The following is an 18,979-nucleotide window of genomic DNA, read 5'->3' as shown; positions in this document are numbered from 1 at the left end:
GGAGGATTTTCATGCTCGAACTCATCGTCATATCCACGCTGAACGGCATTCTGTTCGGCATGCTGCTGTTCCTGATGGCCTCGGGCCTGACGGTCATTTTCAGCATGCTCGGCGTGCTCAATTTCGCCCATGCCAGCTTCTACATGCTCGGCGCCTTTTTCGGCTTCCAGATCAGCAAATGGTTCGGCTTCTGGCCGGCGCTGATTATCGCGCCCCTGCTCGCCGGCGCGCTCGGCGCCATGGTCGAGCGCTACGGCCTGCGCCAGGTGCACAAATACGGCCATGTGCCGGAACTGCTGTTCACCTTCGGCCTCGCTTTCGCGATTGAAGAAATCGTGCAGATCGTCTGGGGCAAGAGCCCGGTGGATTTCCGCGTCCCGGCGCTGCTGGATTTTCCGGCCTTCACGCTGTTCTCCACCAACTATCCCGCGTTCAAGATCTTCATGCTGGTGATCTCCATCGTGATCTTTGCAGGCCTCCTGATCACGCTGAAGAAGACGCGCGTCGGCCTGATCGTGCAGGCCGCCCTCACCCATCCGCATATGGTTGGCCATCTCGGCCACAATGTCGGACGCATCTTCATGCTGGTGTTCGGCGTCGGCACCGCGCTGGCGGCAGTGGCCGGTGTGATTGCTGGCCCCGCGCTGGTGACGCAATCCAACATGGCCGGGCTGCTCGGCCCGATCCTGTTCGTTGTCGTGGTCGTCGGCGGCCTCGGCTCACTGCCGGGCGCTTTCATCGCGTCGCTGCTCATCGGGCTCGTGCAGACATTTGCGGTCTCGATGAACGGTTCGCTCGCCGGCGCCTTCGGACCGTTGGGCCCTGACCTCGCCGCTACCTGGCTGTCCGATATCTGGAACGTCACCATCGCCCAGATCGCACCGATCATGCCCTATTTGCTGCTGGTGCTGATCCTGATGTTCCGCCCGATGGGCCTGCTCGGGACGCGTGAAACATGAGCGACGCCACTATGAATATCGCGCCGCCCGCGCCCTCGGCCTCCGATTGCCTGAAGTTCTACGGCCTGTGGATCGTGGCTGCCGCCGCGCTCCTCATCCTGCCAAAGATCTTTTCTTCCGGCGGATCGCTGACGACGTTCAGCCTGATCGGCATCTCGATCATCTTCTCGCTGTCCTACAATATCCTGCTCGGCCAGACCGGCATGCTGTCGTTCGGCCACGCGGTCTATTACGGGCTCGGCGGCTTCCTCGCGATCCATGCCATCAACATCATCGCCAAGAACAAATTCGCGATCCCGCTGCCGCTGGTGCCGCTGATCGGCGGCGCAGCCGGCCTCATCTTTGCAATGCTGCTCGGCTGGGTCTCGACCAAACGCTCCGGGACGGCCTTCGCGATGATCTCCCTCGGCCTCGCCGAACTGGTCGCGTCATCCGCGCTGATCCTGCGCACATTCTTCGGCGGCGAAGCCGGTGTGTCCGCCAACCGGACAAAGGTGTTCCGCCTGTTCGACTGGAGCTTTGGCCCGCAGATCCAGATCTATTATCTGGTCGCGGGATGGACGCTGATCGCGGTGATCGCGATGTATGCGCTCACTCGCACGCCGCTCGGGCGGATGTGCAACGCTGTGCGCGACAACCCCGAACGCGTGCAATTCGTCGGCTACGATCCGCATGTGATCCGCTACATCGCCTTCTGCTTTTCCGGCTTCTTCGCCGGCATCGCCGGCGCCCTGGCGGCGATCAATTTCGAGATCGCCAATTCCGCCTATCTCGGCGCCGTGCAGTCCGGCACCGTGCTGTTCGCCACCTATATCGGCGGCGTCGGCTTCTTCATCGGCCCGATCGTCGGCGCCATTTTCGTGACGCTGCTGTCGCTCGGGCTCTCCGACCTCACGCAGGTGTGGCAGCTCTATTTCGGCCTGATCTTCATTGCCGTGGTGATGTTCGCGCCGGGCGGCCTCACGGGCCTGCTGATGATGCATTGGCCATTGATCAAGGCGGGCACGATCGGCCGGGTGCTCCCGGGCTATCTCATCGCCTTCATCCCGACGCTGGCGATGCTGGTCGGCTTCATCCTGTCGGTTGAAGTCATCGTGTTTCACATGGTCCATGCGGGCGGGGATTCGCATATCAAGGCGTTCGGCATCCCGTTTGACGCCGAGAACCGGGCGGTCTGGGCCATTGCGGCCGTGCTGCTGTTCGCGGGCGCCTTGGTTGCACGCAAGACCTGGAAGATGATCGCTGCACGCTGGGACGACGCCCTCACTGAAGCCCGTGCCAAGGGAGTGGCCGCATGAGCAACGCCATCGAGTTGCACGGCGTCGAAAAGACGTTTGGCATCACAAAGGTGATCCAGAACATCGATCTGAAGGTCGCCAAGGGCGAACGCCATGCGCTGATCGGCCCGAACGGTGCCGGCAAGTCCACGACCTTCAACCTGATCTCCGGCTATATGAAACCGACCACCGGCACCATTCTCCTGAACGGCCAGGACATTTCCGGCCTGCCGCCGTTCCAGATCAATCGCCGCGGACTGTCGCGCTCGTTCCAGGTGACGAATGTGTTCGCCAAGATGACCGTGTGGGAGAACCTGCGCTGCGCGGTACTGTGGGCCACCGGGCATCGCTACGCGTTCTGGAAGAACGTGGACTCGCTGCCCGAGGTGCGCGAGCGCACCGCGCAAATCCTGCAGGACATCAGCCTGGTGTCGCGCCGCGACGTCCCGGCGGGGCTCTTGACCTATGCCGAGCAGCGCGCGCTGGAGATCGGCATCACCATTGCCGGCGGCGCCGATGTGATCCTGCTCGACGAGCCGACCGCCGGCATGAGCCATGCCGAAACGGAGCGCGCGGTGGAGCAGATCCGGCGTCTCACCGAAGGGCGAACGCTGCTGATCGTCGAGCACGATATGAGCGTGGTGTTCGGCCTCGCCGATCGCATCTCGGTGCTGGTCTATGGCGAGGTGATCGCCACCGGCACGCCGGACGAGATCCGCGGCAACAAGAAGGTCAAGGAAGCCTATCTCGGCGAGGAGGCTGCCTGATGCTCGAGGTCAAGGATCTGCACGCTTATTACGGCAAGAGCCACATCCTCCAGGGCGTGGACCTGCATATCGATGCCAGCGAAGTGGTGAGCCTGCTCGGCCGCAACGGTGTTGGCCGTTCCACCACCGTGAAGGCGATCATGGGCGAGGTGCCGCCACACGGCAGCATCAAGTTCAAGGGCCAGGACATTGCGGGCCTGCCGAGCTTCAAGATCGCGCATCTCGGCCTCGGCTATGTGCCGGAGCATCGTGACATCTTTCCGGGCCTGACGGTGCGACAGAACCTGATGCTGGGCATCAAGGACACGCGCAAGCCCGGCAAGTGGCGGCTCGACGACATGCTGGAGATGTTCCCAAACCTCGCAAGGCGTGCCGATACGGCCGCCGGCGTGCTGTCCGGCGGAGAGAAGCAGATGCTCACGATCTGCCGCACGCTGATGGGCGATCCGGAACTGGTGATGATCGACGAGCCGACGGAAGGTCTGGCGCCGCTGATCGTGCAGCAGGTCGGTGACCTCATTGCCGAGATCGCACGGCGCGGCGTGGCGATTTTGCTGGTGGAGCAGAAGCTGTCGATCGCGTTGCGCATTTCGCACCGGGTCTATGTGATGGGCCACGGCCGCATCGTGTTCGAGGGCACACCCGCGGAGCTGAAGGCGAATGACGGCGTGCGGAAAGAATGGCTGGAGGTTTAACCTCTCCCCGCTTGCGGCAATGGATGAGGATAGTGCTCGGCCTGCATGGTTCGAGACGCCCGCTTCGCGGGCTCCTCACCATGAGGGTCTTTTATAGCGCTACACTCTTCCCTTATCCTGAGGAGCGGCCTTCTTAGGCCGCGTCTCGAAGGATGGCCGCAAACTGCTTGCGGCAATCAGAGACGCCGCTTCACTCCCCATACGTGCTCAACCGCTCCAGATCGATCACCGTCACGCCACCATATTCCAACCGCAGCAGGCCCTCTTTCTCCAGCGTCTGCAGGCACTGATTGGCCTTCTGCCGCGAGATGCCGGAGATCGCGCCGATCTCTTCCTGCGTGATGTCCAGATGCCGGTTGGCGTCGCGATACAGGATCGGGTTGAACAGCGACGCAATACACCGCGCCAATCGTCCGGTCGCATCCAGCATGCGGCCATATTCGGTCAGCGCGATGAACTGACCGAGCCGTTCGTTCAGCAACGACACCAGAAACCGGTTGAAGCCGACGCTGTTCTCGAACAGCCAGAAGAAGGTCGTCCGGTCCATCAGCGCCACGCGTGAATCGCGCATCGCCACGATGTCGTAGCGGCGCGGCTCGTTCTTCAGCACGCTGCCCTCGCCGAACCACGCCCCCGCCGTGAGCCCGGTGATGCTGACCTCCTTGCCGCTGCGTGAGATGGTCCCGATCTTGACCAGACCCGACACCACGCCGGTCCAGTAATCGAACACGTCGCCGCGCATGGAGACGAACTCGTTCGCCTTGAAGGATCGCTCATTGACGCCGGCACGCGCGACCTCGATCTCGCGCTCGGTAAGATCGCGCGCCCACGCCGCGATGGTCTTCAGATGATCCGCAGCAATCATGCCACCGCCGCTTATCCACTTGTTGCGACGCAACAAACCATGCCACGCGACAAAATGCCTGACAGATTGTCGGGCGCGAGACATTTCCCGGAGCCGGTTTAACGTAGGGAGAATGATCACGGAAGGTTCATTAGTCGAATGGCCGAGATCGACCGGGCGCGATAAGCTCCGGTGGTTACCGTGGACGGGATAAAGAGCGCGCCAAGCGCCGTATCTGGGAGGGCATGCGTGACGGTTGCTTTGGAAGTACGCGGCGTATCATTGCGCTTTGGCGGCGTGCGCGCGCTCACCGATGTGAGCTTCGCCGTCAATCAGGGCGAGCTGTTCTCCATCATCGGCCCCAACGGCGCCGGCAAGACATCCATCGTCAACTGCATCTCCGGCCGCTACAAGCCGACCGAAGGCCAGCTGTTCTACGGCGGCAAGGAGATCACCAATCTCAACACCAATGCGCGGCCGCGCATCGGCATCGGCCGCACCTTCCAGAACCTCGCGCTGTTCCACCACATGAGCGTGCTCGACAACATCATGGTCGGCCGCCATCACCTCCTGAAGAACAACTTTTTCACCGGCTCGCTGTACTGGCTCACCGGCGCCCGCCAGGAAGAGCTCGAGCACCGCCGCAAGGTTGAGGAGATCATCGACTTCCTCGACCTGCAGAGCGTGCGCAAGGCCACCGCCGGCACCCTGCCCTATGGCCTGCGCAAGCGCGTCGAACTGGCGCGCGCCATGGCGCTGGAGCCCAATCTCATCCTCCTCGACGAGCCGATGGCCGGCATGAATTTCGAAGAGAAGGAGGACATGGCCCGCTACATCGTCGACCTCAATGAAGAGTTCGGCATGACCGTGATGATGATCGAGCACGACATGGGCGTGGTGATGGACATCTCCCATCGCGTGATGGTGCTCGATTTCGGTCGCAAGATCGCCGAGGGCGATCCCGCCGCCGTGCTCGACGATCCTCATGTGAAGCGCGCTTATCTCGGCGAGGAAGACGAGCTGCTGGTCGATCCCGATGATGCACCGGTGACCGCGGAGAGCGCCGCATGATGGACTATGCAGGCCGCGTCAAACAGGCAGACACCTATCCCAAAATGCTCCGTTTGAATGCCAAAGAGCATGGCAAAGAGATTGCGCTGCGCGAAAAGGATTTTGGGTTGTGGCGCGAGTTCACCTGGGATGACTACCACAACCGGGTGAAGAACTTTTCACTCGGCATGGTCGCGCTCGGTATCGGCAAGGGCGACGTCATCGGCATCATCGGCGACAACCGGCCGGACTGGGTGTCGGCGGAGATCGCAGCTCACGCCATTGGCGGCATGAGCCTCGGCCTCTATCGCGACGTGCTGGATGAGGAAGCCGCCTATCTCCTGAACTACGGCGAGGCGAAAATCGTCTTCGCCGAGGACGAGGAACAGGTCGACAAGCTGCTCACCCTCGCCGACCGCGTGCCTGCGCTGAAGCACATCGTCTACAGCGATCCGCGCGGCATGCGGAAATATGACGATCCGCGCCTGCTGGAGGCCGACAAGCTCGCCCAGATGGGCCGTGATCGCGCAGCAAAAGAACCGAGCCTGTACGACCAGATGGTGGATGCCACCCGTGGCGAGGATGTCGCGATCCTCTGCACGACATCGGGGACGACGTCGAACCCGAAGCTCGCGATGCTGGCCGCCGGCCGCGTGCTCGGTCATTGCGCGGTCTATCTCTCATTCGATCCCAAGGGACCGGATGACGAATATGTCTCGGTACTGCCGCTGCCCTGGATCATGGAACAGGTCTATGCGCTGGGCAAAGGCCTGCTGTCGCGGATGAAGGTCAACTTCGTCGAACAGGCCGACACCATGATGAACGATTTTCGCGAGATCGCGCCGACCTTCGTGCTGTTCGCACCGCGCGTCTGGGAGGGCATTGCGGCGGATGTCCGCGCGCGGGTGATGGACGCCTCGCCGCTGAAGCAGAGCCTCTATGAGCTGGGCATGAAGACCGGGCTGAATGCGCTGGCGGAGGGCAAGCGCTCGGTCGTCGCCGATGCGCTGCTGTTCCGTGCCTTGCGCGACCGTCTCGGCTTTACCCGCCTGCGTTCGGCCGCCACGGGCGGCGCAGCGCTGGGTCCGGATACTTTCAAGTTCTTCCGCGCCATGGGCGTGCCGCTGCGCACGCTCTATGGTCAGACCGAAACGCTCGGCGCCTTCACGCTGCACGCACCGGATGCCGTCGATCCCGACACCACAGGGATCGCCATGGGCAACGACATCGCCATCGAGGTCCGCGGTCCCGACGTGCAAGGCGTCGGCGAGATCGTGGTGAAGCACCCGAACATGTTCCTTGGCTATTACAAGAACGAGGAAGCCTCGGCCGCCGACATGCGCGACGGCTGGATGTATTCCGGCGATGCCGGCTATTTCAACGAGGCCAAGCAACTCGTCGTCATCGACCGCATCAAGGACCTCGCCGAGACCGCGCGCGGTGAACGCTTCTCGCCGCAATATATCGAGAACAAGCTGAAATTCTCGCCCTATGTGGCCGAGACCGTCGTGCTCGGCGCAGGCCGCGACGCCCTGGCCGCGATGATCTGCATCCGCTACTCGATCATTTCGAAATGGGCGGAGAAGAACCGGCTGTCGTTCACGACCTACACGGATCTCTCCTCGCGGCCCGAGGTCTATGCGCTGCTGCAGAAGGAGGTCGAGACCGTCAATGCGACGCTGCCACCGGCGCAGCGCATCTCGCGGTTCCTGCTGTTGTACAAGGAGCTGGATGCCGACGATGGCGAGTTGACCCGCACGCGAAAAGTCCGCCGCAACGTCATCAACGAGAAATATGCCGACATCATCGACGGCATCTATGGCGGCAAGAGCGAGATTCCCGTGGATACGACGATCCGGTTTCAGGATGGGACATCGCAGCGCATCCGCACGAAGCTGAAGGTGGTGGATATGGGCGCTGCTGCGCGGATGGAGGCAGCGGAATGATGGTTCGGTGCGTCGTTGAGAGCCCCCCTCACCCGCCCGGCTTCGCCGGTCGACCTCTCCCCGCAAGCGGGGAGAGGTTAACGCGCGCCGCCGCCTCGGCTCTAGCTAACCTCTCCCCGCTTGCGGGGAGAGGTCGGATCGCCCTTGCGATCCGGGTGAGGGGGAGCCTCCGCAAGCGCCATCGCAATGACTTCGAGCACCCCGTCGATATTGCTAAGGACATCGTTGTTCCAGAAGCGCAGCACGCGGTAGCGATGATCGACGAGCCATCGATCTCGCACGACATCCGAAGCGCTCTCGGCGTGCTGGCCGCCATCAACCTCGATGATCAACCGTTGCTCACGGCAGACAAAGTCCACCGTGTAGGGCCCGATAGGCTCCTGCCGGACGAATTTATAGCCGTCGATCTGACGCGAGCGCAGCTTGTTCCAGAGCTTTGTCTCGGCGTCCGTGGACGCGTGCCGCAGTCGCCTGGAACGTGCCGTTCGCACCACATCAGCCCCGCGCATGTGGAAGCTCCCCCTCACCCGCCCGGCTTCGCCGGTCGACCTCTCCCCGCAAGCGGGGAGAGGTTAGCACTGCGGCCTCAGCCATGAATACGCAATTTCTCCTCCAGCTTCTCGTCAACGGCCTCGTGGTCGGCACGCTCTATGGCGTGGTCGCGATGTCGTTCGTGCTGATCTACAAGGCGACGCAGGTCGTCAATTTCGCCCAAGGCGAATTGCTGCTGATCGGCGCCTGGGTGTGCTGGACGCTGCTGACCAAATACCAGGTGCCGTTCTGGCTTGGCATGCCGATGACGCTGGTCTTCATGTTCGCCTTCGGCATCCTCATCCAGGTCGTGATCCTGCGGCCACTGATCGGCGAACCCATCATCTCGGTGATCATGGTGACCATCGCGCTCTCGGCGGTATTCCAGGCGGCGCTGAAATGGATCTATGGCGTCAGCCCGCAGCCGTTCCCGCGCGTCTTCACCAGCCAGGCGGTGTCGATCGGCAGCCTGCAGATCCAGACCGTCTATGTGATGAGCCTCGTGGTCTCCGTGCTGATGATGTTCGGCATGGCATGGTTCTTCAAGGTCTCGAAATGGGGCCTCGCGATGCGCGCCACGGCGTTCAACCAGCAGGTGGCGCAATCGCTCGGCATTTCCGTCAAGACCGTGTTCGCCATGGCCTGGGCGATTTCGGCCATGGTCTCCGCCGTTGCCGGTGTCGTCGTCGCTGTCGTGAACGGCGTGTCGTCGGGGCTTTCGATCTACGGGATCAAGGTGTTCCCGGCCGTCATTCTCGGCGGCCTCGATTCCATCGCGGGCGCCGTGGTCGGCGGCATCATCATCGGGCTCTTGGAAAACTTCGCGCAGTTCATCGACAGCGAATATCTGCACTGGGGCAATCTCTACGAGATCGCGCCGTTCTACGTGCTCATCATCATTCTCATGATCAAGCCTTACGGCCTGTTCGGCACCAAAGACATCGAGCGGGTGTAAGCCATGGCCAATTCCACACTCCTCCCCGCCGGTGACTTCCGCTCTTCCTATGCGGTCGACACCACGATCTTTCCGACCAAAACGAGCCGCAATTTTGCGATCCTCGGCATCGCGCTCACCTGTCTCGCGCCCCTAATGTTAAGCGACTACTGGCTCAGCATCCTGATCCAGATCGGCATCTATGGCATCGCCGCGCTCGGACTGAACATTCTCGTCGGCTTCACCGGCCAGATCTCCATCGGCCATGCCGCCTTCTTCCTGCTCGGCGCCTTCACCTCGGCCTATATTTCCAATAAGACGTCGATCCCGGTGTTCTTCGCGATCCCGCTGGCCGGCATCGTCACCGCGATTGTCGGCCTGATCTTCGGACTGCCAGCCGCGCGGCTGAAGGGTCTGTATCTCGTCATCGCCACGCTGGCCGCCCAATATATCCTGATCGACTTCTTTTCCCGCGCCGAATGGTTCTCCGGCGGCTCGGTACCGGCGATGGCCGAACCGTTCTCGATCTTCGGCTATGTGCTCCGCGGCGACCGGCAGTATTTTTACGTAGTGCTGGCCTACGTCGTCGTCAGCTATCTGCTGGTCACCAATCTGATGCGCTCGCGCGATGGCCGCGCGCTGGTGGCGGTGCGCGACCATTATCTCTCCGCCGAGATCATGGGCATCAATCTCACCAAATATCGCACGCTGTCCTTCGGCCTCGCCGCCTTCTTCGCTGGAATCGCCGGCGCGCTCTATGCGCATTACCAGCTCGTCGTCTCAAATGAAGGTTTTGGCATCGAGCGCTCGATCCTGTTCCTGGCCATGGTCATCATCGGCGGCACCGGCTCGATCATGGGCACGCTGATGGGCACCGCCTTCGTGGTGCTGGTGCCGGAAGCGATGGAATGGATCAGCATGGAGCTGAAGGGCGGCGTCATCGACAAGGCGCTGGCGCTCAACAACAACCTCACATTTTTGCGCGAGATCGCCATCGGCGTCATCATCATCGCCTTCCTCGTGTTCGAGCCGGACGGGCTCGCGCATCGATGGCGACAGATCAAGGCCTACTGGAAACTCTACCCGTTCTCGCATTGAGGACGGCGGACTGCTCAAGACCATAAAACATAAAACACCGGGAGAATGCTCATGACGATGAAATCATTTCTGACTTCTGCATCACTCGCTCTTCTCGTTGCAGGCGCTTCCGCATCGGCGCAGGCGCAGATCGCTGTCGGCCATCTCGCCGATTATTCCGGCGGCACCTCCGACGTCGGCACGCCCTATGGCCAGGGCGTGGTCGATACCTTCGCCTGGATCAACAAGAATGGCGGCATCGGCGGCAAGCAGGTCAATCTCGACTCGAACGACTACGGCTATCAGGTGCCGCGCGCGATCGCGCTGTACAAGAAGTGGTCGGGCGGCGAGAAGGTCTCGGCCATCATGGGCTGGGGCACGGCCGACACCGAAGCGCTGACGGGCTTCCTCGCGCAGGACAAGATCCCGGACATCTCCGGCTCCTACTCCGCAGCGCTGACCGACCCGACCGGCGCCGGCGGCAAGGCAAAGCCTGCGCCGTATAATTTCTTCTACGGCCCGAGCTATTCGGACGCGCTGCGCGCCGAACTCACCTGGGCAGCCGAAGACTGGAAGGCCAAGGGCAAGACCGGCAAGCCCAAATATGTCCATATGGGCGCTAATCATCCCTATCCGAACGCGCCGAAGGCTGCGGGTGAAGCGCTCGCCGCCGAACTCGGCTTTGACGTATTGCCGCCACTCGTCTTCGCACTCTCGCCGGGTGACTACAGCGCGCAGTGCCTCAGCCTGAAGAGCGCCGGCGCGAACTATGCCTATCTCGGCAATACTGCTGCTTCGAACATCTCTGTGATGAAGGCCTGCAAGGCGGCCGGCGTCGATGTCCAGTTCATGAGCAATGTGTGGGGCATGGACGAGAATGCCGCGAAAGCTGCCGGTGACGCGGCTGACGGCGTGATCTTCCCGCTGCGTACGGCCGTGGGCTGGGGCGGCAATGCGCCGGGCATGAAGACGGTGCAGGAGATCTCAAAGATCTCCGACCCCTCGGGCAAGATCTATCGTCCGGTGCATTACATCGCCGGCATCTGCACCTCGCTCTACATGAAGGAAGCGATCGAATGGGCCGCGAAAAACGGCGGCACCGGTGGCGAGAACGTGGCCAAGGGCTTCTATCAGAAGAAGGATTGGGTGCCCGCCGGCATGGAGGGCGTCTGCAATCCTTCGACCTGGACTGACAAAGATCATCGCCCAACAACGAAGGTCGATCTCTACCGCTCTAAGGTCTCGGGATCGACCGATGGCGATCTCAACGACCTGATGGCGAAGGGCACGATCAAGCTCGAGAAGGTGAAGACAGTGGATCTGCCGCGCAAGCCGGAATGGCATGGGTGGTAGTTTGAACGCCTGACTGTCGTCCCCCGCGAAAGCGGGGGACCCAGTAGACACCGGCATCGCGGTTGAACACCGCCGCCGCCGGTTACTGGATCACCCGCTTTCGCGGGTGATGACAAAGGGAGAAGCAATGTGCCGCGTTGGATCTGTTGGATAAAGCCACATGACTGAAATCGCTGAGCTGAGCCGAACATCTTCGCCAGCAGCCACCGCCCCCCTCCTCGATGTCCGCAACATCGAGGTCGTCTATGACGACGTCATCCTGGTGCTGCGCGGCCTCAGCATGGAGGTGCCGAAGGGCGCCATCGTCGCGCTGCTCGGCGCCAATGGCGCCGGCAAGTCGACCACGCTGAAGGCGATCTCCGGCCTGCTCAAGACCGAGGACGGCGAGGTCACGCGCGGCGAGATCGTGTTCGATGGCCAGCGCATCGACGGTACCGATCCCGACAAGATCGTCCGCCGCGGCATCTTCCAGGTGATGGAGGGCCGCCGCATCGTTTCCGACATGACGTCGCTGGAAAATCTCCGCCTCGGTGCCTTCACGCGGCGCGACAACGAGGTCTCCAGCGATATCGACATGGTCTATGAGTACTTCCCGCGGCTGAAGGAGCGCACCGGCCTCGCCGGCTATCTTTCCGGCGGCGAGCAGCAGATGCTGGCGATCGGCCGCGCGCTGATGGCGCGGCCCAAGATGATCCTGATGGATGAGCCATCCATGGGCCTGTCACCGCTGCTGGTGAAGGAAGTCTTCGCCATCATCAAGAAGATCAATCGCGATCTCGGCGTGACCATTCTGCTGGTCGAGCAGAACGCCCGCGCTGCGCTTTCGGTCGCAAGCCACGGCTACATCATGGAACAGGGCAAGGTGGTGCTCGACGGCACTGCCGACGAGCTGCGCGACAATGAGGACGTGAAGGAGTTCTATCTCGGCGGCGCCGGCGACCAGCGCAAGAGTTTCAAGAACCTCAAGAGCTTCAAGCGGCGGAAACGGTGGCTCTAGTTTTGCACGACCTGCTCGCCGCAGACGGAGCCAGCGCAGATCACACCGGTCTTTCGCGCCAGGATCGCGCGCACGCGGCGGGACACAAGGAACACGATGGCGACCATGGTCAGCACCGCCACGATGATCATCGCGCGCTTGAGAAACGATCCTTCTTCCAGCAGCAGCGCGCGGCCGGATGCGCCGAGATATGTGTAGAGCACCAGCTGCGGCATGGTGCAGATGGTGGTGATCACCGTGTAGGGCAGCAGGCCAATCTTGGTGAGGCCGAACAGATAGTTCTGCGCCGAATTCGGCATCGGGCCGAAGAAGCGCATCAAGGCCATGATGCGCCAGCCCTCCTCATTCACGGCCTGCGCGATCGCGCGCCACGTGGCTCGCCTTTCCATCTGCCGCTCCACCCAGCCGCGCGCCACATAGCGCGCCAGCATGCAGGCCAGAACCGAGGCCACAGCGGCCACCGGCATGATCACCACCAACGACTTCAAGCCGAATGCAGCACCCGCGCCGATCACCACGAAGGTGCGCGGAAACGGCACGAACGACGACAGCACCACCAGCGCCGCCAATACGCATGCTGCATGGAGATCAAGATGGCCCAAACTCTCGAGCCAATGGACGATACGGTCTGACGACATGATGTCCCCGTAGCACGACAGCCCAGGCCAAGGAACGACCGCGACGTCGCAACCACCAGGACAAGCCAGATGCGCCACTTCGACAGCCTAGAGAATTGCGATCCATCGCACCGCCAAGCCAATCTATTCTCCCGACTGCCCGATGTGCTGCGCCATGCTATGCAGGCGCCGACCTATGCTGAACATCTGAAAGGCATCAATCCGCCCGCCATCGTCAGCCCGGCGACGCTGGCGCAACTGCCGGTGCTGCGGAAATCGGATCTCCCGGCCCTGCAGAAGGCCAAGCCCCCCTTTGGCGGCTTCGTAGCGGCGCATCCGGGCTCGTTCGGCCGGCTGTTCACCTCCCCCGGGCCGATTTTCGAGCCCGAATCGAAACAGGCCGACCCCTGGCACGGCGCCCGCGCGCTCCACGCCGCCGGGTTCCAGCCCGGCGAGATCGTGCTGAACACGTTCAGCTATCACCTCGTCCCCGGCGGCCTGATTTTCGACGGTGCCGCACGCGCACTCGGCTGTGCAGTGATCCCGGCCGGCCCCGGCAATACCGACCAGCAGCTGGAGCTGATCGAGACCTATCGCCCGGCCGCCTATACCGGCACCCCGGACTTCCTCAAGATCCTCCTGGACGCCGCAGGGAAGGCCCAGCGCGACGTTTCCTCCATCAAGAGGGCGCTTGTGTCCGGCGCCGCCTTCCCGCCCTCCCTGCAGGCCGACATCAAGGCCAGGGGCATCGACGCCTATCAGGCCTACGCCACCGCCGATCTCGGCGTCATCGCCTATGAGAGCTCGGCCCGGGACGGACTGATCGTCAACGAGGACCTGATCCTGGAAATCGTCGCCCCCGGCACCGGCGATCCCGTGGCCGCCGGCGATGTCGGCGAGATCGTCGTAACCTCGCTGGACCCGCATCATCCCTGGATCCGGCTCGCTCTGGGAGACCTGACTGCTGCCCTGCCCGGCCCCAGCGGCTGCGGACGGACGAATATGCGGATCAAGGGCTGGATGGGCCGCGCCGACCAGGCGACAAAAGTCAAAGGCATGTTCGTCCGCCCCGAGCAGATCGCGGAGATCGGCAAGCGGCATCCGGAGCTCGGCCGCCTCCGGCTGGTGGTCTCCCGCGCCGGCGAGAGCGACGCCATGGTGCTGAAAGCCGAGGCCAAGGACGACGCAGTCCTGCAGGAAGCTGTCTCCATCACCCTGCGGACGGTCACCAAGCTCGGCGGAACGGTGGAACTGGCGCCCCTGGGCTCGCTGCCCAATGACGGGAAGGTGATCGCCGACGAACGCGGCGGCTAGCGCGGAGTTGCCCTGCTCCCACAAAAAGGCCGGACTTCGCGCGCCGATCCTGCTAAGCAGCGACCGAGTTCCGAAGATCGCGACCCATCTGGATGCTGAAATTGCTGCAAACTGCCGAAACCTGGCTCCGTCATCCGACAGTGGCCAAGATGATCAGCTTCGGCGTCATCGGCGTCGCCAATGCGGTCATCGATTTCGGCGTGTTCAGCATAGCCTATCAGGTGCTGAAAACCTTTCTCACGTCCGCCTTTGCCATCGCGGACGGAGTTTTGGACATCCCCCTGGCGCTGGCCAATGTGATCGCATGGATGGTGGCGGTGTCGTGCTCATATGTCATGAACACGATGATCACATTCCGGGCAGAGTCCGGCCGTGTGCTGCGCTGGAAAGACTATTCCGTCTTCGCAGCGTCAGGCCTGCTCGGCATGATCACCAATACTGCAACGCTACTCTTGCTCTCAAAAGTCATGCCGGTTTACGCGGCGAAGATTTGCGCCATCTTCACGGCCTTTGTCGTGAACTTTGCCATGTCGCATTTCGTTGTGTTTCGGACGAAGCCGCGCGCCTGAAAATTGTCAGGCATCAACACGCGGACATATCTACCGACCGTGCCGACCACTGCAGCGATCTTAACGCTTTCGCCTTGTTGTAGCTGACAGGATGACCGATCCCTGCAATTCCTAGCGGGCATTCGCCTTTTCCGGCAACACAGGAACCATCGCGCTTCTCAAGCTTCGTCGCGAGACACCGTCAATCATGACGCGCAAGAGGATGAAAGCCGGCCATGACATCTCGACTCGTTCGATATCTCAAGCTCGGCCAGCAGCGGCTGAACGTCTTGCACGAAATCCTGCAACACCCGCTCAACGACGGCACGCGAGCGAAGACCTTGTTGCGTTATGTCAGATGGAATCTGACGCGCGCTTTGATCGATCGCAAAGTGGTACTGCCGCTCCCGAATGACCTGCAGATCATCGTGCCTAATCAGAGCAATTTTGCCACCGGCCTGTATCTGCATCAGCTCTATGACTTCAGCAATATGAGCTTCTTCTGCCACTTCTTGCGCCCGAACGATCTTCTGCTTGATGCCGGCGCTAATATCGGCATTTACGGCCTGCTCGCAGCCAGAAGCACGGGATGCCAGGTGATCGCCTGCGAGCCGGCACCCGACACGTTCCACACGCTGTCAGACAATGTGCGCCTCAACCGCCTCGACGACGACATCGAACTGCACAATGCCGCGCTGGGCGACATCGAAGGGACATTGACACTGTCCGTGGGCCAGCACGGGCTCAACCATGTGGTGCAGGCCGGCGGCACCAATGTCCCGCAGCGCCGTCTCGACGACATTGTCGGCGATCGCGAACCGCGTGCGTTGAAGCTCGATGTCGAAGGCTATGAAATGCATGTGTTGCGCGGTGCTCCGCGCATCCTTGCCAACCCCGCCTTCAAGGTCGTGATGGTGGAGATCAATGGCCTGATCGAGCGCTATGGCGAAACCGTCGATGGCATCTGCGCGCACCTGCACGGCCACGGTTTTGCCCCTGTGGCTTACGATCCGGCGACACGCAGCCTTAAGCCCGGCGGCACGCATGACGAGATGTTCGTCCGCGATCTCGATTTCGTCGCCGAGCGCCTCCGCAACGCGCCGCCGTTCTCGCTGTTCGGCAAGACCTATTGAGCCTCTGCCCCAAGCACGCGATCGGCTTCGGCCACCGCGCAGAGGATGTGATAGAAAGACGACGCCGGGATCGTATCCACCAGCGAATTTCCCTCGGCATCGAACTGATCGTACCAGCCACCTTTGACGGGATGCTGGAGATAGTGCTTGTCCAGCCGCGCCAATGCGGCACGCGCCTCATCCGCAGCGCCTTCGACACCGGACTCGGCCTGCGCCAGCCAAGCCTTGATGATCTCGGTCTGCGGCCACAACCGACGCGTCGATTTGACGACGTTTCCGTGCACATCGCCTTCGTCGACCAGACAGCCGGTGGCATCGTGATAGCGCAACGCCGATTCCAGCAGCACCGCACGATATTTCCCGGTCGGACAGCCGGTAATGCGCTCGAACTGCTTCAGCAGCCAGACCCATTCGGCCTGATGCCCCGGCTCGACGCTGACCGGCTCGATGCGCGACCAGTCCTGCTCGAAATATTCACCAAGCATGCCGGTTTTGGCATCGAACAGATTCGAGACGAACAGCCCGAAAATATCACCTGCGCGCTGTTGGAACGCGGGATCGTGGGTGGCATCGAAGGCCGCAATGAAGGCCTCGAACATGTGCATCTGCGGATTCTGGCGTCGCGGCATGGCAGCCGGAATACCCTCGACATAGCCGCCATCGGGCGAGCGCAGCTGGGTGTCGATGAAGTGCATAAGACTGTCGATCTCGGCGCGCACGCGCATGTCGCGATCGAGTTGATATACGGTCGCAAGCGCCAGCAGGGTAAAGGCGTGATCGTAGGTGTCGCGGAGCGGATTGAGGACGGAGCCATCGGGAGCGAGAATGTGGACGAAGCCAGGGCGGCCGTCGGGAGATTTGGCCTTGACCAGAAGGGAGCCGAGGGCTTTACGGGCGATGGCGGCACCGTCGGGATACCAACCCAGATGAGCGGCTTTGGCGAAACAGTAGATTTGGCGCGCCTGAACGCGAACGCGACGGGGAGCAACGCGATCAGCTACTCCGACGGCGGAGAGGCGCTCAACAAAGCTAGTGCCATGGACATCCCACCCCACCCCCGACCAAACAAACAATGCCTCCGTCATCAACGCTTTCGAACTAACGAGCGCAGGGTGCATCGAGGCACGAATACCCTTGCGCTTATATTCACTCATAGATACCTCGCCATTATTGCAGTTCCACAGTGGGAAGAAACAAACCAAGCGATTGGGGCGAACTGGTGACAGCAGCGACCAAGTAAACGACAGTCAATGTGACGTCTGCATGTCCGCACCCACTGATATTACGCTTTTGCAGGCCACCACTGTCAAAAAAACGAAGACTTCAAAGCAAATATTGATTTGGTTCCGCTATCGCATCAACGTTTTATCACCCGATACTAACGTCGTATGACGTTCTGGCGTCCAAAACTGAGCATACAAATTGAACCGACTATGACGGCGACTATGATTTGGCTGGCTTGCATCAACGTCGCGACAAGGACACCGGCGGCAATTGGAAGTTCAAAAATCGAGTAAAGCGATTTTAACGTTATTTGCCCTACCCCAACGCCTGCCGGCGAGATCGGGAACGACGAGACCACTAACGAAGCTGGCGCTAAAAACGCTTGAATCAAAAACTTGGGCGCATCGCCGAGCTGAATGGTCGCGACGCTGCCCACCGACGCTTGACCTGCTACTAAAAGAACTACAGTCAACGTGCTGATTAGAGCAGCCTGGGCCATCATTACCGGAGTCGACAGAAAGCGAGTAAGAACGCGAAGAAATCGAGCAACCCGATTTATTACTAATGCCAATCTTGTATTGGCATAGGCCACTCCTAGCCTTCTCAAAAGAACACGTGCAAAAAGGGCGATCGCGCACCCCAAAAAAAGCAACACGGTCAGCATTCGCACGATCACGACGATGTATTCTGCTGGCCCAGAGTGATCTAAATCGGCCTGGAAGCTGAGCGCGCACGACATCACGATCAGCGCCGCCAAACCGAATATTCGATCAGCCATCACAACAGCAGAAATCTCACCGATTTTCGAAACGTTGCTTCGCCAACGAATTAGGCCAACCTTAAAAACGTCTCCTGTGACAAGACCCGGCAAAATACTAGATACCGCGAAACCAAGGAACGTGACTCTGAGGACATCCCAGCTGGATAAACGACAATCTACAATTGCAAGAAGAATCTTCAATCTATACGCGCACAAAACTTGATTTATAAACCAAACCAAGCACAAGAAACTGATGCATTCAAACTGAGCAAAATCGAATATTAGGGCCACGTCAATTTGGCGGATTGAAAACGCAAACAATACTCCAGCAAGAAGAAGCTTGCAAAAAAGGATTATGTATTTCATCTGCAAAACTGTCGTATCCGCTGTGCTTTTCCGTGACTCGCTTATACAAAGGGTGCAGCGAGCTCCGCAATCATAGTGATGCCAAATTTTAGCTTTCCACCGTGATTCGATGCTAATCCAGGAAGTGAGCCTGCCAACCAAACTAAATAAGATGCGAAAGTGACCGATGAAGCCTATGTTTATTAGCCACCGAGGCTACTGGCGATGCAAGGCAGAACAGAACTCTCGCGATGCGTTTGAAAGATCGTTTGCGGAGGGCTTCGGGGTCGAGACCGACCTACGCGACTTCGGTGGCGATGTCGTTATCGCGCATGATATCCAGTACACTAATCCAATGACTTTTGCTCAGTTCTTGGAACTGTATAGAAAGTACAACTGTGATCTGCCTCTAGCCCTCAATGTGAAAGCCGATGGACTGCAGGAACGCGCAAAATACTATCTTGAGCGGAGCGGTGTCACCAAATTCTTCTTCTTCGACATGTCGGTGCCGGATTTGCTTGGATATCAATCTATGGACCTCACCTTTTACTCTAGACAAAGCGAATACGAGCCACAGCCGGCCGCCTACGAAGCGGCGCGAGGCGTTT

Annotated in this window: 18 protein-coding genes and 1 pseudogene; 14 read left to right on the top strand and 5 right to left on the bottom strand. The window is 60.8% G+C overall.

Annotated elements, in window-relative coordinates:
* The first annotated feature begins 11 nt into the window (after window positions 1-11).
* Genes ACIQ2A_RS15910 through ACIQ2A_RS15895 form a run of 4 tightly spaced genes read left to right on the top strand, consistent with a single transcriptional unit; the run spans window position 12 to window position 3,698 of the window.
* Complete coding sequence (locus ACIQ2A_RS15910) at window positions 12-959, top strand: branched-chain amino acid ABC transporter permease (protein ID WP_398480848.1); 948 nt, start codon at window positions 12-14, stop codon at window positions 957-959.
* Window positions 956-2,257, top strand: a complete 1,302-nt coding sequence (locus ACIQ2A_RS15905) for a branched-chain amino acid ABC transporter permease (RefSeq protein ID WP_398480846.1) — start codon at window positions 956-958, stop codon at window positions 2,255-2,257. Before ACIQ2A_RS15910 ends, ACIQ2A_RS15905 begins: the two co-directional genes overlap by 4 nt.
* Entirely contained in the window at window positions 2,254-3,003 is a 750-nt protein-coding gene (locus ACIQ2A_RS15900; RefSeq protein ID WP_398480844.1) for an ABC transporter ATP-binding protein, read from the top strand. Before ACIQ2A_RS15905 ends, ACIQ2A_RS15900 begins: the two co-directional genes overlap by 4 nt.
* On the top strand, window positions 3,003-3,698 hold the full coding sequence (locus ACIQ2A_RS15895; RefSeq protein WP_398480842.1) for an ABC transporter ATP-binding protein: 696 nt from the start codon (window positions 3,003-3,005) through the stop codon (window positions 3,696-3,698). Before ACIQ2A_RS15900 ends, ACIQ2A_RS15895 begins: the two co-directional genes overlap by 1 nt.
* Window positions 3,699-3,888: 190 nt before the next feature.
* Here ACIQ2A_RS15895 and ACIQ2A_RS15890 read toward each other — a convergent pair whose 3' ends face one another.
* Window positions 3,889-4,563: a Crp/Fnr family transcriptional regulator gene (locus ACIQ2A_RS15890; protein ID WP_398480840.1), complete on the bottom strand. Its 675-nt coding sequence runs from the start codon at window positions 4,561-4,563 to the stop codon at window positions 3,889-3,891.
* Between the two features lie 228 nt (window positions 4,564-4,791).
* On the opposite strand from ACIQ2A_RS15890, the gene ACIQ2A_RS15885 reads away from it, so the two are divergent.
* The gene (locus ACIQ2A_RS15885) at window positions 4,792-5,613 is read left to right on the top strand and encodes an ABC transporter ATP-binding protein (protein WP_398480838.1); all 822 of its coding nucleotides are present in this window, start codon (window positions 4,792-4,794) and stop codon (window positions 5,611-5,613) included.
* Complete coding sequence (locus ACIQ2A_RS15880) at window positions 5,610-7,538, top strand: long-chain fatty acid--CoA ligase (RefSeq protein WP_398480836.1); 1,929 nt, start codon at window positions 5,610-5,612, stop codon at window positions 7,536-7,538. Before ACIQ2A_RS15885 ends, ACIQ2A_RS15880 begins: the two co-directional genes overlap by 4 nt.
* Window positions 7,539-7,639: 101 nt before the next feature.
* Here ACIQ2A_RS15880 and ACIQ2A_RS15875 read toward each other — a convergent pair whose 3' ends face one another.
* Window positions 7,640-8,047 carry an endonuclease domain-containing protein gene (locus tag ACIQ2A_RS15875; protein ID WP_398480833.1) on the bottom strand — a complete coding sequence of 136 codons (408 nt, stop codon included), beginning with the start codon at window positions 8,045-8,047 and terminating at the stop codon, window positions 7,640-7,642.
* Window positions 8,048-8,130: 83 nt separating this feature from the next.
* On the opposite strand from ACIQ2A_RS15875, the gene ACIQ2A_RS15870 reads away from it, so the two are divergent.
* From ACIQ2A_RS15870 to ACIQ2A_RS15855, 4 genes are all read left to right on the top strand, one after another.
* A complete protein-coding gene (locus ACIQ2A_RS15870) occupies window positions 8,131-9,024 on the top strand; it encodes a branched-chain amino acid ABC transporter permease (protein WP_398480831.1) in 894 nt (297 codons plus the stop codon).
* A gap of 3 nt (window positions 9,025-9,027) precedes the next feature.
* A complete protein-coding gene (locus ACIQ2A_RS15865; protein WP_398480829.1) occupies window positions 9,028-10,101 on the top strand; it encodes a branched-chain amino acid ABC transporter permease in 1,074 nt (357 codons plus the stop codon).
* Between the two features lie 51 nt (window positions 10,102-10,152).
* Window positions 10,153-11,433, top strand: coding sequence for an ABC transporter substrate-binding protein (locus ACIQ2A_RS15860; protein ID WP_398480827.1), 1,281 nt, complete (start codon window positions 10,153-10,155; stop codon window positions 11,431-11,433).
* A gap of 160 nt (window positions 11,434-11,593) precedes the next feature.
* On the top strand, window positions 11,594-12,430 hold the full coding sequence (locus ACIQ2A_RS15855; RefSeq protein WP_398480825.1) for an ABC transporter ATP-binding protein: 837 nt from the start codon (window positions 11,594-11,596) through the stop codon (window positions 12,428-12,430).
* On the opposite strand, the gene ACIQ2A_RS15850 is transcribed toward ACIQ2A_RS15855, so the two are convergent.
* Window positions 12,427-13,068: a TVP38/TMEM64 family protein gene (locus ACIQ2A_RS15850; protein WP_398480823.1), complete on the bottom strand. Its 642-nt coding sequence runs from the start codon at window positions 13,066-13,068 to the stop codon at window positions 12,427-12,429. The two genes, ACIQ2A_RS15855 and ACIQ2A_RS15850, sit on opposite strands and share 4 nt — an antisense overlap.
* A gap of 69 nt (window positions 13,069-13,137) precedes the next feature.
* On the opposite strand from ACIQ2A_RS15850, the gene ACIQ2A_RS15845 reads away from it, so the two are divergent.
* From ACIQ2A_RS15845 to ACIQ2A_RS15835, 3 genes are all read left to right on the top strand, one after another.
* Window positions 13,138-14,361, top strand: a complete 1,224-nt coding sequence (locus tag ACIQ2A_RS15845; RefSeq protein ID WP_398480821.1) for a phenylacetate--CoA ligase family protein — start codon at window positions 13,138-13,140, stop codon at window positions 14,359-14,361.
* 101 nt (window positions 14,362-14,462) lie between these two features.
* The gene (locus ACIQ2A_RS15840) at window positions 14,463-14,930 is read left to right on the top strand and encodes a GtrA family protein (protein WP_398480818.1); all 468 of its coding nucleotides are present in this window, start codon (window positions 14,463-14,465) and stop codon (window positions 14,928-14,930) included.
* Between the two features lie 215 nt (window positions 14,931-15,145).
* Entirely contained in the window at window positions 15,146-16,042 is an 897-nt protein-coding gene (locus ACIQ2A_RS15835) for an FkbM family methyltransferase (RefSeq protein ID WP_398480816.1), read from the top strand.
* Here the strand turns inward: ACIQ2A_RS15835 and ACIQ2A_RS15830 are convergent.
* Complete coding sequence (locus ACIQ2A_RS15830; protein WP_398480884.1) at window positions 16,036-17,160, bottom strand: AGE family epimerase/isomerase; 1,125 nt, start codon at window positions 17,158-17,160, stop codon at window positions 16,036-16,038. The genes ACIQ2A_RS15835 and ACIQ2A_RS15830 overlap by 7 nt on opposite strands.
* 260 nt (window positions 17,161-17,420) lie before the next feature.
* Complete coding sequence (locus ACIQ2A_RS15825) at window positions 17,421-18,392, bottom strand: lysylphosphatidylglycerol synthase transmembrane domain-containing protein (RefSeq protein WP_398480811.1); 972 nt, start codon at window positions 18,390-18,392, stop codon at window positions 17,421-17,423.
* A gap of 166 nt (window positions 18,393-18,558) precedes the next feature.
* On the opposite strand from ACIQ2A_RS15825, the pseudogene ACIQ2A_RS15820 reads away from it, so the two are divergent.
* A pseudogene (locus ACIQ2A_RS15820) lies at window positions 18,559-18,979 on the top strand (hypothetical protein); the annotation flags it as partial.

It is taken from the genome of Tardiphaga sp. (assembly GCF_044336785.1).
Taxonomy (GTDB): Bacteria; Pseudomonadota; Alphaproteobacteria; order Rhizobiales; family Xanthobacteraceae; genus Tardiphaga.
This window is presented reverse-complemented; position numbering and strand designations above follow the sequence as displayed.

What these genes read in the sequence shown, in the direction of transcription:
- ACIQ2A_RS15890 (WP_398480840.1), bottom strand. Translation starts at nt 4,563, where the DNA reads ATGATTGCTGCGGATCATCTGAAGACCATCGCGGCGTGGGCGCGCGAT.
- ACIQ2A_RS15865 (WP_398480829.1), top strand. Translation starts at nt 9,028, where the DNA reads ATGGCCAATTCCACACTCCTCCCCGCCGGTGACTTCCGCTCTTCCTAT.
- ACIQ2A_RS15880 (WP_398480836.1), top strand. Translation starts at nt 5,610, where the DNA reads ATGATGGACTATGCAGGCCGCGTCAAACAGGCAGACACCTATCCCAAA.
- ACIQ2A_RS15835 (WP_398480816.1), top strand. Translation starts at nt 15,146, where the DNA reads ATGACATCTCGACTCGTTCGATATCTCAAGCTCGGCCAGCAGCGGCTG.
- ACIQ2A_RS15910 (WP_398480848.1), top strand. Translation starts at nt 12, where the DNA reads ATGCTCGAACTCATCGTCATATCCACGCTGAACGGCATTCTGTTCGGC.
- ACIQ2A_RS15900 (WP_398480844.1), top strand. Translation starts at nt 2,254, where the DNA reads ATGAGCAACGCCATCGAGTTGCACGGCGTCGAAAAGACGTTTGGCATC.
- ACIQ2A_RS15875 (WP_398480833.1), bottom strand. Translation starts at nt 8,047, where the DNA reads ATGCGCGGGGCTGATGTGGTGCGAACGGCACGTTCCAGGCGACTGCGG.
- ACIQ2A_RS15830 (WP_398480884.1), bottom strand. Translation starts at nt 17,160, where the DNA reads ATGCACCCTGCGCTCGTTAGTTCGAAAGCGTTGATGACGGAGGCATTG.
- ACIQ2A_RS15895 (WP_398480842.1), top strand. Translation starts at nt 3,003, where the DNA reads ATGCTCGAGGTCAAGGATCTGCACGCTTATTACGGCAAGAGCCACATC.
- ACIQ2A_RS15825 (WP_398480811.1), bottom strand. Translation starts at nt 18,392, where the DNA reads ATGAAATACATAATCCTTTTTTGCAAGCTTCTTCTTGCTGGAGTATTG.
- ACIQ2A_RS15855 (WP_398480825.1), top strand. Translation starts at nt 11,594, where the DNA reads ATGACTGAAATCGCTGAGCTGAGCCGAACATCTTCGCCAGCAGCCACC.
- ACIQ2A_RS15850 (WP_398480823.1), bottom strand. Translation starts at nt 13,068, where the DNA reads ATGTCGTCAGACCGTATCGTCCATTGGCTCGAGAGTTTGGGCCATCTT.
- ACIQ2A_RS15860 (WP_398480827.1), top strand. Translation starts at nt 10,153, where the DNA reads ATGACGATGAAATCATTTCTGACTTCTGCATCACTCGCTCTTCTCGTT.
- ACIQ2A_RS15905 (WP_398480846.1), top strand. Translation starts at nt 956, where the DNA reads ATGAGCGACGCCACTATGAATATCGCGCCGCCCGCGCCCTCGGCCTCC.
- ACIQ2A_RS15845 (WP_398480821.1), top strand. Translation starts at nt 13,138, where the DNA reads ATGCGCCACTTCGACAGCCTAGAGAATTGCGATCCATCGCACCGCCAA.
- ACIQ2A_RS15870 (WP_398480831.1), top strand. Translation starts at nt 8,131, where the DNA reads ATGAATACGCAATTTCTCCTCCAGCTTCTCGTCAACGGCCTCGTGGTC.